The sequence below is a fragment of the Gemelliphila sp. 1F1 genome (assembly GCF_056897515.1).
In genome coordinates this window covers 69,129-82,921 of the sequence record NZ_JBXHBE010000006.1, presented here as the reverse complement: position 1 = coordinate 82,921, position 13,793 = coordinate 69,129, and the positions used below count along the sequence as shown (strand labels likewise).

18 protein-coding genes and 3 tRNA genes are annotated in these 13,793 nt (G+C 27.7%); 18 read left to right on the top strand and 3 right to left on the bottom strand.

Features of this window, described 5'->3' with window-relative positions:
- Positions 1-25: 25 nt before the first annotated feature.
- The 3 genes from AC1XWJ_RS06610 to AC1XWJ_RS06600 all read left to right on the top strand — a co-directional run bounded on the left by AC1XWJ_RS06610 (position 26) and on the right by AC1XWJ_RS06600 (position 1,371).
- The gene (locus tag AC1XWJ_RS06610; RefSeq protein WP_483335096.1) at positions 26-364 is read left to right on the top strand and encodes a hypothetical protein; all 339 of its coding nucleotides are present in this window, start codon (positions 26-28) and stop codon (positions 362-364) included.
- A 40-nt stretch (positions 365-404) separates the two neighbouring features.
- Positions 405-653 (top strand): hypothetical protein, encoded by a 249-nt coding sequence (locus AC1XWJ_RS06605; RefSeq protein WP_483335095.1) that lies wholly within the window; start codon positions 405-407, stop codon positions 651-653.
- 559 nt (positions 654-1,212) lie between these two features.
- On the top strand, positions 1,213-1,371 hold the full coding sequence (locus AC1XWJ_RS06600; protein ID WP_483335094.1) for a transposase: 159 nt from the start codon (positions 1,213-1,215) through the stop codon (positions 1,369-1,371).
- A gap of 78 nt (positions 1,372-1,449) precedes the next feature.
- On the opposite strand, the gene AC1XWJ_RS06595 is transcribed toward AC1XWJ_RS06600, so the two are convergent.
- Genes AC1XWJ_RS06595 through AC1XWJ_RS06585 form a run of 3 tightly spaced genes read right to left on the bottom strand, consistent with a single transcriptional unit; the run spans position 1,450 to position 4,638 of the window.
- On the bottom strand, positions 1,450-3,090 hold the full coding sequence (locus tag AC1XWJ_RS06595; protein ID WP_483335093.1) for an ATP-binding cassette domain-containing protein: 1,641 nt from the start codon (positions 3,088-3,090) through the stop codon (positions 1,450-1,452).
- Positions 3,080-4,111: an ArsR/SmtB family transcription factor gene (locus tag AC1XWJ_RS06590; protein ID WP_483335092.1), complete on the bottom strand. Its 1,032-nt coding sequence runs from the start codon at positions 4,109-4,111 to the stop codon at positions 3,080-3,082. Before AC1XWJ_RS06590 ends, AC1XWJ_RS06595 begins: the two co-directional genes overlap by 11 nt.
- Positions 4,112-4,170: 59 nt before the next feature.
- Positions 4,171-4,638, bottom strand: a complete 468-nt coding sequence (locus tag AC1XWJ_RS06585) for a class III lanthionine synthetase LanKC N-terminal domain-containing protein (RefSeq protein WP_483335091.1) — start codon at positions 4,636-4,638, stop codon at positions 4,171-4,173.
- Between the two features lie 321 nt (positions 4,639-4,959).
- On the opposite strand from AC1XWJ_RS06585, the gene AC1XWJ_RS06580 reads away from it, so the two are divergent.
- The 15 genes from AC1XWJ_RS06580 (at position 4,960) to AC1XWJ_RS06510 (ending at position 13,779) form a co-directional block, all read left to right on the top strand.
- Complete coding sequence (locus tag AC1XWJ_RS06580; RefSeq protein ID WP_483335090.1) at positions 4,960-5,142, top strand: hypothetical protein; 183 nt, start codon at positions 4,960-4,962, stop codon at positions 5,140-5,142.
- Between the two features lie 109 nt (positions 5,143-5,251).
- Positions 5,252-6,058 (top strand): Cof-type HAD-IIB family hydrolase, encoded by an 807-nt coding sequence (locus tag AC1XWJ_RS06575; protein WP_483335089.1) that lies wholly within the window; start codon positions 5,252-5,254, stop codon positions 6,056-6,058.
- 105 nt (positions 6,059-6,163) lie between these two features.
- Positions 6,164-6,580: a MarR family winged helix-turn-helix transcriptional regulator gene (locus tag AC1XWJ_RS06570; protein ID WP_483335088.1), complete on the top strand. Its 417-nt coding sequence runs from the start codon at positions 6,164-6,166 to the stop codon at positions 6,578-6,580.
- A gap of 9 nt (positions 6,581-6,589) precedes the next feature.
- Complete coding sequence (locus tag AC1XWJ_RS06565) at positions 6,590-7,222, top strand: nitroreductase family protein (protein ID WP_483335087.1); 633 nt, start codon at positions 6,590-6,592, stop codon at positions 7,220-7,222.
- A gap of 17 nt (positions 7,223-7,239) precedes the next feature.
- A complete protein-coding gene (locus AC1XWJ_RS06560) occupies positions 7,240-7,602 on the top strand; it encodes a DUF1304 domain-containing protein (RefSeq protein ID WP_483335086.1) in 363 nt (120 codons plus the stop codon).
- A 172-nt stretch (positions 7,603-7,774) separates the two neighbouring features.
- The gene (locus AC1XWJ_RS06555) at positions 7,775-8,140 is read left to right on the top strand and encodes a single-stranded DNA-binding protein (RefSeq protein WP_483335085.1); all 366 of its coding nucleotides are present in this window, start codon (positions 7,775-7,777) and stop codon (positions 8,138-8,140) included.
- 121 nt (positions 8,141-8,261) lie between these two features.
- Positions 8,262-8,651, top strand: a complete 390-nt coding sequence (gene folB, locus AC1XWJ_RS06550) for a dihydroneopterin aldolase (protein ID WP_483335084.1) — start codon at positions 8,262-8,264, stop codon at positions 8,649-8,651.
- Positions 8,648-9,124, top strand: coding sequence for a 2-amino-4-hydroxy-6-hydroxymethyldihydropteridine diphosphokinase (gene folK, locus AC1XWJ_RS06545; RefSeq protein ID WP_483335083.1), 477 nt, complete (start codon positions 8,648-8,650; stop codon positions 9,122-9,124). Before folB ends, folK begins: the two co-directional genes overlap by 4 nt.
- Positions 9,125-9,138: 14 nt before the next feature.
- On the top strand, positions 9,139-10,134 hold the full coding sequence (gene dusB, locus AC1XWJ_RS06540; protein WP_483335082.1) for a tRNA dihydrouridine synthase DusB: 996 nt from the start codon (positions 9,139-9,141) through the stop codon (positions 10,132-10,134).
- A gap of 153 nt (positions 10,135-10,287) precedes the next feature.
- Positions 10,288-11,439: a pyruvate kinase gene (locus AC1XWJ_RS06535; RefSeq protein ID WP_483335081.1), complete on the top strand. Its 1,152-nt coding sequence runs from the start codon at positions 10,288-10,290 to the stop codon at positions 11,437-11,439.
- A gap of 190 nt (positions 11,440-11,629) precedes the next feature.
- Positions 11,630-11,703: transfer RNA gene (locus AC1XWJ_RS06530), tRNA-Gly, on the top strand.
- 10 nt (positions 11,704-11,713) lie between these two features.
- Positions 11,714-11,806 (top strand) — tRNA-Ser (locus AC1XWJ_RS06525).
- A gap of 4 nt (positions 11,807-11,810) precedes the next feature.
- Positions 11,811-11,884, top strand: a tRNA-Asn gene (locus AC1XWJ_RS06520).
- 128 nt (positions 11,885-12,012) lie between these two features.
- On the top strand, positions 12,013-13,317 hold the full coding sequence (gene obgE / locus AC1XWJ_RS06515; RefSeq protein ID WP_483335080.1) for a GTPase ObgE: 1,305 nt from the start codon (positions 12,013-12,015) through the stop codon (positions 13,315-13,317).
- A gap of 6 nt (positions 13,318-13,323) precedes the next feature.
- Complete coding sequence (locus AC1XWJ_RS06510; protein WP_483335079.1) at positions 13,324-13,779, top strand: ACT domain-containing protein; 456 nt, start codon at positions 13,324-13,326, stop codon at positions 13,777-13,779.
- Positions 13,780-13,793 lie beyond the last annotated feature (14 nt).

Genomic DNA, 13,793 nt, shown 5'->3' with positions numbered 1-13,793 from the left:
TTTATAGAAAGGATTAAATTATACTATGAAAAGAAAAACGTATATAATTATGGGGTTAGTTATTACTTTTATATTATGTGTATTAGCACATATATATGATAATACTAAATATGAAAATTTAGTAGTTGGTATGTCTGAAGGAACTCTGGGTATATATTTTTTATATACAGCATATTTACTAATTGTTAAAAAAAGTTATAATTTATTAGCAGGTATGACAGAAGAAAAGGCATCTAGAATAAAAAACAATCCTGAAGAAGAAAAGAAAGTAATAGAATTAGCGAAAACTGCAGGTTATATAGCTATTTTTATTGGTCTATTTATGCTATTATTAGCGTATTTACATCTAATAAATCGTGTTTAGATATTGTTTTTCTATTTTAATAGAAAGGATTAAATTAAATATGAAAAGAAAAATATATGCGATAATTGTATTAATAATCACAATCCCACAATTTGTACTTATATACATATATGATAATACAAAATATGAAAATTTAGTATTAAGTATCAATCTAATTCTTATTGCTTTATTGTTTTTGCTTACATCTTATTTATTGTTTGTCAAAAAAAGTTATAATATATTAGCAGGGATTACTGAAGAATTAGCAGAAGAAATAAAAAACAATCCTGAAGAAGAAAAAAAATTATAAAAAAATCAAAAATTGTTGGCTATATATTTATAATTGCATCTTTAGTATTGTTGATATCGGCATGGTTTTCAATTAGATAGGTTATCTTATAAGAGTTAAAAGAAGATTATCCAAAGTTATAAATTAGTTAATATACTATTTGTAGCAAAGGGTAATCTTTTTTGATATAATAATGTTTATGACTGGATAGGTTGCATAACCGTTAAAATGTATGTACCACGAAAAAACTAAATGCACCACGCAAGGAGAAAATTGTATGATAAAAGTTGTAGTTACAGAAATCGGCGTGTAGTTGGTAATACAAATTAGTGTGTGAAAAGAGTTATATAAAGGGTTCTTGTAACTGTTATGTAAGATTGATGATCATTAATTTATAGTAATAAAAATTCAAAAAGTAAATCGTTAAATTATTAGTAATCGTTAAAAAATATGTTAGCAAGGTTTCTAAATTAAAAACATTTGTGTAATTTATTAGATTTACTACTGGAAAATATCCAACAAAAGAGAAAGGAATAATTACTAGTACTACTTTTATAAAAAATAGATAGATATTAATACTATGAGAAAGTATAAAGAGTATATGCTTAATAGTGTTAGATATGATATTTCTAATGGTTCTTTAGAAGGTATTAATAATAAGGTTAAGGTTCTTAAAATGGTTTATTATGGTTACCGTAGATTTTATAATTTTAGATTATTCATTTTAGTTGTTTTTTAGATTATTGGCGAATTATGATAAGAAAAATAACATTAAAAACAATCTTATGCAGCAGAATTCTGCTGCATAAGATTATCATTAATTTATTCCACCCCCAGAATTTGACATAGAGCCTTTAAACGTAGAACTATCTATAACTTCATCAAACTTAGTAAGTATTTGACTGTCAGTATTATGGCTGATATAAATCAATCCTGTATCCTTTAAGTTCAATATTGCATTTTCAATTATATTTCTTGTTTCTTTATCTAGTTGTGATGTTGTTTCATCTACAAATATAAAATCAACATTTCTTATCAAGGCACGTGCTAAAGCAATTCTTTGTTTCTCTCCTCCAGAAATTTCTTGTCCATTGGAATTTATAAGAGTGTCAAGTCCTAAATTTTGTTTAGCTATAAATGAACCTAGATGTGCTAGTTTAATAACTTTTTCCAAGCTTTTTTCTGAGACTTCTAAACCTAAAGTAATATTTTCTTTAACTGTACCATTTGTTAAATACACAAATTGGTCAATATATGCGACTTTCCCATAATATGTTTTCAAATCAATATTCTGCAAATCTATATCATTAATATTAATTTGTCCTGATTGCGGTTTATTCAATCCAAGTAAAAGTTTTAGTAAAGTTGATTTACCACTTCCTGATTCTCCTACAATAGCATACTTTTTATTTTTATAAAATTCTATAGAAAAATTATTAAATATAATATTTTCATCATATTTAAAACTTACATTGCTTAAGTTTAATTTTTCTACATTTCCTTCAAACGATAATTTATTATCATTTTTAATATTTTCTTGGAATTTATTTAATAATACATGTGCTGTTTTGAATGTAGTAATTGAACCTAGTAGTCCTTGCACTCCATTAAAAAGATTTCCTGCAAGTGATGCAACACTTAGAACACTTCCTGCTGTTGTCATACCTAAACTTGCCATATATAAAACAAAGACAATTAATCCTATTTGAGAAAGCAATGATACAAATAACATAACACTATTCACTTTAGCCTGTGCTATTTCAAATTTAAAATATTCTTTTTCTTTGGCTAATATAACACCTTTCATATTTGAATAGAATTTTGAAATTGCATTTCCTATAAAAAATACGCTAAGTCCCTCTAAATTATCCCTTATTGATTCTGTATATTTTTCATTAGCTTTAGTATATCGTTCTTGTGATCTCATTATGTAGGCTTGAGTTAAGGTTGGTAGTAATAACGATACTCCTAAAAGTAATATTGAAACTACTGCAATAAGCCAGTGTAAAATGAACATAGATACGAGAGCACTCACAACAATAGTAATTGTGTACACAAAGTTTATTAAATTTGCAAATGCTTGTGATTCTATTTGCCCAGCATCATTGATAAACCAAGACATTGATTTTCCTGTATCACGAGTTGTAATCAAATCATGAGATTTATCAATCACATTTTTAGTCATCTTTAATTTCAATGATTCGTTATTTTTCTTTATATACCTTGCTTTAAAATAAGCTGATACTAATGATAGTAGTACAGTTATAACAAAGAGAGTAGATACCAACACTATTGAATTATAAAATTCTTTCTGCCCCAAACTATAAGAATCAAACATAATCGTTAGTGAATAAGAAGAAATAATAACAGCTAATCCAAATAATATATTAAAGAATATTGCAAAAAATGTTTCTTTAAAATTTTCTTTTATAATAACTAGAAATAATTTATTTCTCATAACATTTCTCTCCTAACTGTTTCAAAAATTGACTCATACGTTTCAATTCAGGAGTATTAAGTCTATAATAAATTCTCTTTCCTTTTACTTCTGAAGTAATAATTTGTTCTTGTAATAAATTAGATAAGTGATGACTAATCGTTCCTGTTGAGATATTCAAATGTTCTGAAATTTCCCTACCAAACATAGCACCTTTTGATAAAAGAACAATAATGTTAAACCTCGTCGTATCAGAAAGTAAGGTAAATTTATTAAACATTTCATTTTTATTATCCTCACTAGTATTTGTAATTCCATGTAATTCAAAAGGAACTAACCCTAGGAAAAGATAACCTGTGATATCTTTTGTTTTATCTTCTTCAAACATAGAGAATCCAAAAACTTCTGAAAATTGAATTAAACAAGTTACTTCAATATTTACTATTTTGTTACTTTTTATAATAGGCTCAAGAATTTTTTCTGTATCCAACCTAAATAAGTCAGTGTCTTCAAGTTTTTTATAGGTATTTGTTAATATTTTTTTTAGACCTTTAGTATTTTTTCTAATTATTTTTTCAAAAAACAATACAAGATTATATAATAAGTCAAAAGTTCCGTTTATATCATGTAGCAATTTATATATTGCGTACCTCTGTCTTTCTGTAAAAACAACTAATTTATCAATTTCTTCAAAACTAAGTTCTTCAGTTAAATCATAACCCATAGATAGCATATTTTTTACAAACTCAACTTTAATCTTTGTAAATAGCTCTTCTTTTTTATAATCTTCTATACTTTGTTCTAATTTAGAATATGTTAAAAAATATAAAATTTCTGGAGAATTACTTTCTCTAAAATTCCTAAAATATATACCTAACTCACTTCTTTTTTCAAAGTATCCTCTAGCTTCATGTCTAATAGTTTTTAAGAAATATATTAAATCTTGGTATTGATTTCCTATACTGTCTCCGAAACCTTCAATATTACGCCCTTTAATAGAAATATCAAAGTCTTTATCCTTTTCTACATTACAAACATGCATTGCTAATAAAAGAGCCTCATTAAAATAATTTATTTGATTTTTTATAATATAATTCATTTTTATAATATGAAAGGAAATATTTTTTGTATAGCTAATTTTTTATCTACCATATTCAAAATACATAATATTTCTTCTTTTCCTCCTAAAAAAGATTTTTCATGGTTTTCTTGATTTGCATCATAAAAATTATCTTCTTTAAATGTATTTAATACATCTTTATAAAATTCTTCCATATGATTAACAAATGATTCTTCTGTTTTTATATATATAGTTATAAATTTACCATAACTAGATCTATCTCCATTTTTAAAATATAAATCAATATTTTTAATTACTTTAAACGATAATCTCTTCTCATAACAATACTCACTTACTATATTAAAAATTAAATTATAGTTTCTAAATGTACAAGAAATATGGATCTTCCACCCACTATATGGAACTTCTGAAAATAAAAAAAGAAAAAAATTCTCATTTTCCTGCATTATTTTATTTAAATGTTTATTGCTTGTTTTATGCATAGTCATTTTCAAACTGAACTTATCTGGTATTAGTTAAAATCCGCTACCTTAAATGACAGCGGATTTTATTATAATGCTATTGATGATTTACTACTACATGAAATACTAATCAAACTAGCCCATAATGGTTTTGTACTTGATGATTTTTTTTGTAAATCTAATAAGTTCATTTTATATACCTCCGTTTATTTATAATCTTATTTTACCACTAAGTTTTATCGTTGTCAATCTTTTTTGTTTTATATGAATAGAACGTATAGTTTTAAATCCTAGATTAAACCCACATAAAATCGATATGACTTGCCCTGTTTTGAAGTGCACGGTAGTTTGACACTTGTAGAAGAAAAAGAAAATGATTATTCATTATTGTATTGTGGAATATTAATTTATAATGAAGATAATCAAATTCCAATAGATATTAATATACAGTGTATAATTAAAAGTAAAGATTTTGGATTTAATGTATTTATTCCTAATATAGATAAAAACAAAAAGGTCATAGAAATATGATCTGGTTACTTTAATATGTGGAAGAAAATAATAGTTTTTGATATAATAGAAAAGTTAATAAGGAGGATTAAAATTTGCACCCCTAATGACAAAAAAAGGAGAAAATTGTATGATAAAAGTTGTAGTTACAGATATAGATGATACGTTGCTAGATAGTGAGGGAAAACTTACTGAAAAAACGAGAAATACGATAAAAAGATGTATAGATAAAGGGATAAAAGTTATATTGGCGTCTGGAAGACCAGATTTTGGAATGTTTCAATATGTAAAAGAGTTAAAATTAGATAGTTATGACAACTATTTGTTATCTTACAATGGAGCAAAGATGACTAATCTTTTAACAGGAGAAGTTATTTATGACAAAATGTTAGAAGTAGATCGCATAAAATTTTTGATAAATAAGGCGTACGAACATAATTGTAATGTCTTGACTTATCAAGATAATAAAGTTTTAACAAATAAGGATAATCCTTATGCTTTGTGGGAAGCTAATGCTTTAGGAACAGATTTGATAATAACTGATGATATTGAAAATAAAATTGTAGAAAAATCAGCAAAAGCTATAATATTAAATGAACCAGATAAAGCATTAGAAATCAAGGATAAGTTGACTAAAGAAATAGGTAATGAATATGAAGTAGCAATGTCCAAACCATTCTTTATAGAAGTAAATGACAAAAATATTTCGAAAGGAAAGGCATTGGAGTTCTTGTGTGAAAGGTTAGGAATAACAAACAAGGAAATGTTGTCAATAGGCGATGGTCTTAATGATCTTAGTATGATAAAATTTGCAGGTTGTGGTGTTGCAATGGGGAATGCGAATAATACGTTAAAAGAAAATGCTGACTTTATTTCGTTATCTAATGATGAAGATGGTTTTAGTTATGCAATAGAAAAATTAGTATTAGAGAAATAAATGTTATGAAAATAACATTTATTTTTTTGTATATTTATTGACAATAGAAATTTTTGGGAGTATAATTGACTAGTCAATAATTGATAAATCAAATTCGGAGATAACATGAAAACAAAAGATATAAGTAAATTAATATATAAAATAAAACTTGTTGAACAAAAATTCAAGAAAAATTTTGAGGATAAATTCGGAGTTAGTTTAACTAGATATGAGATATTACAAGCTATATTAAAGAATGAAAAATTAGCACAAGGTGATTTGCAAGAATATTTGCACATAGATCAAGCGGCAATTACAAGGCATATAAAAATATTAGAAGAAAAAGGTTATGTAGATCGTATAAGAAATCCGAAAAATAACAGAGAAATTTTTGTTAGTTTAACGGATAAAGCAAAGGAAGATATGCTAAGATATGAGAGAAATTGTCCTAAAATTGAAGAATTTTTTGGAAATAAATTTACTAAAGATGATGCAAATCAGCTATTAATGTTATTAGAAAAATTTGAGAATAATATAGAATAGGAGAATAAAATGACTATAGTTAATAATGATTTTAAAGATGTAGTTTTTGGTAGAAAATCTGTTAAAGAATTTGATGCTACATATAAAATACCTGAGGAAGAAATGTTAAGTATGCTAAATGATGCTATGACTGCACCTTCTTCTGTTAATTTTCAACCTTGGCGTCCTGTTGTTGTGGTTAGTGAAGAAGGGAAAAATAAGTTACGTCAATTAGTTAGCTTTAACAGTAGACAAAATGATACTTCTTCTGCTATGGTAGTAATATTTGCTGATATGAAACCACAAGTCTATGCTGATATTATTTATAATAAAGCTGTAGAAAATGGATATATGCCTAAAGAAGTAAAAGATCAAATATTGCCATCTTTCATAAGAATGTATGATAGTTTTTCTAAAGAAAATATGAGAGAAGTAATAAAAATTGATTCAAGTTTATTTGCTATGCAACTTATGCTTGTAGCTAGAGCTTATGGTTATGAAACGAATGCAATAGGCGGGTTTGATTACGAAAATATTGCTGAATCTTTAGGCTTAGATAAAGAACGTTATGTTCCAGTTATTATAATTGCTATTGGAAAACCTGCTAAAGAATCTAGAGTTACGTATAGAATTCCGGCAGAAGAAATTACTAAGTTTATTTAGCTATTAAGGAGAAAGAAATGAATTTATTATCGACTATATTAACGACATTAGTAGCATTAGAATTTTTCTACATAATGTATTTAGAAACTTTTTCGACATCTTCAAAAGCAACATCTAAAGTTTTTAATATGTCGCAAGAAGAATTAAGAAGAGAATCAACTAGTTTGCTGTTCAAAAATCAAGGTGTTTATAATGGATTGATAGGTGTTGGTCTTCTTTATGGTGCTTATATTTCAACAAATCCTAAAGAATTAGTATTAACATTTTTGGCGTATATAATAATGGTTGCACTTTATGGTGCAATTACTGTTGACAAAAAAATATTACTAAAACAAGGTGGCTTAGCAATAATTACTTTATTAGTTATTTTGTTTAGTTAAATTTATTGAAAATATGATTAAGACAGTTAATTAATTTTAGAATAGATAAATAAGGTGTGAAAAATTTATTTTCATACCTTTTTTGTGTTGAAAATATTTTTTTCGTATTTTGTTTATTGTTTGTGATAACGATATAATTAAGATAATAACTGAATAAAAGGGAGGATTATTTATGTTGAATCAAGTTATGTTAATAGGAAGATTAGTGAAAAAGCCAGAATTACGTGAGAGTGAAGGGGGACTAAATTATCTAAAAGCAAGTATAGCTGTACAATCGCATTATAAAAATAAAGATGGAAATTACGAAGTAGAATTTATTGAATTTACTGCATTTGGTAAGACGGCTCAAAATACCGCAAAATATTGTGATAAAGGTAGTATGATAAATGTTATAGGTACTTTGACAAATAATGTGTATACTGATAAAAAAGGAGTTAATCACTATCAATTATCAGTTATAGCTAATAAGGTTAATTTTTTGAGTAAAAGTAATAAAAAAGAAGAAGCAGATGACGATGTTTTTACGATAGGTCATTAATTACATTAAATAATACATTTTATTAAAATTCTATATATAAAATACAATGCTATGTCGTTGTATTTTTTTTTGTATTTGTGATAGAATAATAAAATAATTTGATAGTTGAGGGAATATTTGAATGAAGAATGTTATATATGTTAATGGGCTAGAGCTATACGCTTATCATGGAGTATTTAGCGAGGAAAATAAATTAGGACAGAAATTTATTTTTGATATTAGTTGTGAGCTAAATTATATAGAAGCTATGTTGACGGATAATTTGGATAGTAGTGTTAGTTATGGAGATATTGCAGAAATAGTATACGAGGTTGCTACTAGTAACCAATATAATTTGCTTGAAAAATTATCATTTGAAATTCTAAGAAATATTTTTGCACAATATTCTAGCATCAACAAGATAAAACTAAGAATTAATAAACCTAACGCACCTGTAAAGAGAAATTTTGTAGCTTGCGGAACAGAAGTTGTATTTAGTAGAGATGAATTTTATGAGGCGTTTAAACTATGATAATTTTGGGGATAGGAAGCAGTATTGAACCACGCGAAGAGCATCTAAAAAATGCTATAAGTATGTTATCCGAAAATAACAGTATAACTGTTAAGAAAGTAAGTAAAGTTTATAAAACACTTGCTTGGGGAGGAGTAGCAAAAAATTATTTTTTGAATATTTGTGTTAGTATAGAATTTGATGGTGATACACTAAGTTTGTTGGATATAACTCAAGATATTGAAATGAAGCTTGGACGTATTAGATTAGAACATTGGGGAGATCGTACTATTGATATAGATATTTTGTATTTTAGAAATCTTAATTTTAATAACAATAGGCTAACAATTCCACACCCCTATATAACACAAAGAAATTTTGTACTTTATCCGTTGATAGATGTATGTGGTGATATAGTTTATGAAAATAAAAAATTAAGTGAATGGCTATCTGACATTTCTGAAAGTATAGAAGTTTATAAGAATGTATTGTAAAGAAAGGATATAAGATGTTTAAGATTAGAGAAATAGAAATTCCAAATAAAGTGGTACTAGCTCCTATGGCAGGAGTGTGTAATGCTGCGTTTAGGCTTACTGCTAAAGAATTTGGTGCAGGTCTTGTTTGTGCAGAAATGGTTAGTGATAAGGCGATCTTGTTCAATAATCAAAAAACTATGAATATGCTTTATATTGATCCTAGAGAAAGACCTCTGAGTTTGCAAATATTTGGAGGAGAAGCAGAAACTTTGGTAGAGGCAGCAAAATATGTTGATAAAAATACGGAAGCGGATATTATTGATATAAATATGGGCTGCCCTGTTCCAAAAATTACTAAAAGTGATTCAGGCAGTAAATTATTGTTAGACTCTAATAAAATTTATGATGTTGTATCACGAGTTGTAGATGCGGTATCTAAGCCCGTAACTGTAAAGATGAGAATTGGTTGGGATGATGATCACATTTATCTTCTTGAGAATGCACTTAATTGTGAGAAAGCAGGTGCTTCAGCGATAGCGATACATGGAAGAACAAAAGTACAGATGTATAGTGGAGAAGCTAATTGGGACTATGTTAAATTGGCTAAAGAAAATTTAAAAATACCTGTAATAGGTAATGGAGATATTACCACTCCAGAGATTGCAAAGAGAAGATTAGAAGAGACAGGATGCGATGCTGTAATGATAGGAAGGGCAGCTTTAGGAAATCCTTGGATGCTTTATAGAACAGTTCGATATTTAGAAACTGGAGAATTGATGGAAGAACCTACTCCTAGAGAAAAGATTGATGTTTGTTTATTACATCTTAGAAGACTTATGGAAATCAAGCCAGAAAAAGTAGCAGTTCATGAAATGAGAAAACATGCAGCTTATTATATGAAAGGTATAAAAGGCGGAGCAAAAGTAAAAGCTAAATTAAATGAGCTAAACACTTACTCTGAGATGGAGAGTTTGCTAGGGGATTATGTTAATTTTGTAGAATCTAAAGAAAAGAAAATATTGATTTAGTTAATAGATTATAAAATTGCAACTAGTAAAGAATGTTTTTGCTTTTAGTTGTGATTTTATTAATCTATTTTTATTTTTTAATAGTTAAAATGTCTAGAAAAATTTTATATAATATGATAAAATGAAAATGCATACAAATCGGGAGGTTTATTTATGAAGCAAAGAAAAGTCAAAATTATAGCAACATTAGGTCAAAGTACAGATTCCAAAATAGAAAGTATTATTAAGGAACAATTTGTAGATGCAGTATTAATTGATGATTATTATGGAAATAATGAAGAAAATTCATCAAGGATAGATGTTATTAAAGAGTTAAATGAAAAATATAATACTAATATAGCAGTAATATATGACTTAGATCATATTTATTCTCAAAGTAAATATAAACTTATAAAAATAGATTTTGAAAAATTAGAATATTCATTATCATTAGATGTTGATTTTGTTGCTTGTCCTTTTGTTAGTAATATGGATGAGATACATAAGGTTAAGCAACTTATTAATGATAAACAAAGTAACACTGGGATTATAGTAAAGATAGATTCAAAAGAGGCTTATTGTAATATTGATGATATTTTGAAATGTGCAGATGCTATAATGATTAATCGTGATGAATTAGGAATGGATTTTGATTTGCAAGATTTGCCGATAATTCAAAAAGAGATAGTTCAAAAAGCTAATGTATCGGGCAAACAAGTAATAATAACGACACAAATGTTGCAATCTATGGTCTATAATCCTAGACCTACACGTGCAGAAGTATCCGATGTAGCAAATGCAACTATTGACGGAGTAGATGCTATACTGCTTGTAGAAGAAACAGCAACAGGATATTATGTAGAAGAAGTACTAGAAACATTAAATAGAATAGTATGCTACATAGACCAAAATTTTGATACAGATGTAGAAAAACGTATATTGAAAAATAATGAAATGAGTATAGCTCATGCTATGAGTATGTCATCAAGATATTTGATAGAGCAAACTCAAGCTAAAAATATTGTTACTTATACTAAATCAGGACAAACAGCTAAATTTATAGCTAAATATAGACCTAAAGCAGCTATTTTAGCAGTTGTGCCAAATAGTAACATAGCAAGAAAATTATCGTTGACGTGGGGAATACATACATATATAGAATCTAATAAACTAACGATGGAAGAGATGATAGAAAAAGCTCCACAATTTTCTAAACAAAATAATATGGCTAGTCAAGGTGATTATATACTAGTTACATTAGGTGGAGATTCTAGAAAGAATAATTTCGTGCCAACTGATTTTTTAACTATTAAAGAAGTTGAATAAATTTATAGACATTAGAGTTATGTACTAAAAGAAAGTATGTAACTCTAATATTTTTATAGTAACATAGTAATTGTAAACAGAATAACAATTTTATTAATTAGGTTGAGAATTTTTTTTAGAAAAGTATTGACATATAATTTTATTTTTAATATAATTTATTTTGTAAACAATAAGTTAATTGAATATTTAAGCGGGTGTAGTTTAGTGGTAAAACCTCAGTCTTCCAAACTGATGTTGTGAGTTCGATTCTCATCACCCGCTCCATTTTTGTTAAGGAGGAATACCCAAGTCCGGCTGAAGGGATCGGTCTTGAAAACCGACAGGAGTGTAAAAGCTCGCAGGGGTTCGAATCCCCTTTCCTCCTCCATTGATCCACAGTAGCTCAGTTGGTAGTAGCATCTGACTGTTAATCAGAGGGTCGCAGGTTCGAGTCCTGCCTGTGGAGTAAAATTGACGGTATAGTGCTTAGCCATTATGCCGTTTATTTTTTTTACTGTGTATATTATGTTATAATATTAGTGCTTGGTTTTTAAAAATATATTAATTGTTAAATAAATTTATAGGAGAAATGTAATGTTTATAGATGAGGTAAAAATTTATGTCCGTTCAGGAGACGGTGGAAATGGATTGGTAGCATTTCGTCGTGAAAAGTACGTTCCTAAGGGTGGACCAGCTGGAGGAGACGGAGGTCGTGGTGCTAATGTTATTTTCAAAGTAGATGAAGGATTACGTACTTTTATGGATTATCGTTATCAAAAGAAATTTGTAGCGCCTAATGGTGAAAATGGTATGAGTAAAGGAATGCACGGTCGAAAATCTAAAGATTTATACTTAATAGTTCCGCCGGGTACTGTAATTAAAGATACTGATACAGGAGAAATTTTAGGTGATTTGACTCAGCATAATCAAGAAGTTGTTATTGCTAAAGGAGGTCGTGGAGGACGAGGAAATTGTCGCTTTGCAACACCATCTAATCCAGCTCCAGAAATTGCCGAAAATGGCGAACCAGGAGAAGAAAGAAACTTAACATTAGAGTTGAAATTAATGGCAGATGTTGGACTAGTAGGATTTCCGTCAGTAGGAAAGTCAACATTATTATCGATAACGTCTAAAGCGAAGCCTAAAATAGCTGAATATCATTTTACAACATTGGTTCCAAATTTAGGGGTTGTAGAAACAAAAGATCATAAAAGTTTTGTTATGGCAGATTTACCAGGTTTAATAGAAGGAGCTAGTCAAGGTGTAGGATTAGGTCATCAATTTTTACGTCATATAGAAAGAACGAAAGTTATAGTTCATATAATTGATATGTCTGCGACGGATGGTAGAGATCCTTACGAAGATTATAAGATAATTAATAACGAGTTAGAAAAATACAATATGAGACTTTTGGAAAGACCACAAGTTGTTGTTGCTAACAAAATGGATATGCCAGAATCTAAAGAAAATTTAGAAAAATTCAAAAAAGATTTGACAGAAAATAATGAAAATATAGAAATAGTAGAGATATCTGCCTTTACTAGAGAAAATATTGACAATTTGCTTTATAAGATAAGTGATATACTAGAAAATACTGATCCTAATCTTCTTTATGAATTAGATACAGAAGAAGAAAATATGGAAAATAGAGTGCTTTATAAGCATAAACCTAAAGATGAAACATTTACTATTACAAGAGATGATACTGGTGCATACGTAGTTAGTGGAGCCGGTATAGAAAGAGCCTTTTTGATGACAGATTTCAACAGAGATGCGTCTGTTAGAAGATTTGCACAACAAATGCGTTCTATGGGTGTTGATGAAGCATTGAGAGCTAGAGGGTGTTCTAACGGGGACACAGTAAAGATATTAAAAGGCGAATTTGAATTTGTGGAGTAAATAATTATGAAATTTGATGACAAAAAATATTATATTATTAGAGAAGATGTTCTTTCAGAGGCTATTCAAAAAACGTTAAAAATAAAGAAAGCTTTGGAAGAAAATCCTGATTTATCTATATTAGAAGCTGTTAAGAACTATGATTTGAGCAGGAGTGCGTTTTATAAGTACAAAGATACTATATTTCCCATCGAAGATTTTAAAAAGGAATCAATTTTATCTATGTCAATAAATGTTGATGATATTCCTGGTATTTTAGGTGAAATATTATCTATTGTTAATGGAGAAAAGTGTAGTGTAATAACTATTCACCAAACAGTACCAATAAACAATAGAGCAACAATTATATTTTCTTTAAATATTGATCTAAAAATTACTACTATAGAAACTTTGAAATTGAAAATTGAAAAATTAAAGTATGTTAATAAAGTAAAAGTTATAGGTTTTAATATTGAAAGATAGTAATTAAGAATGAA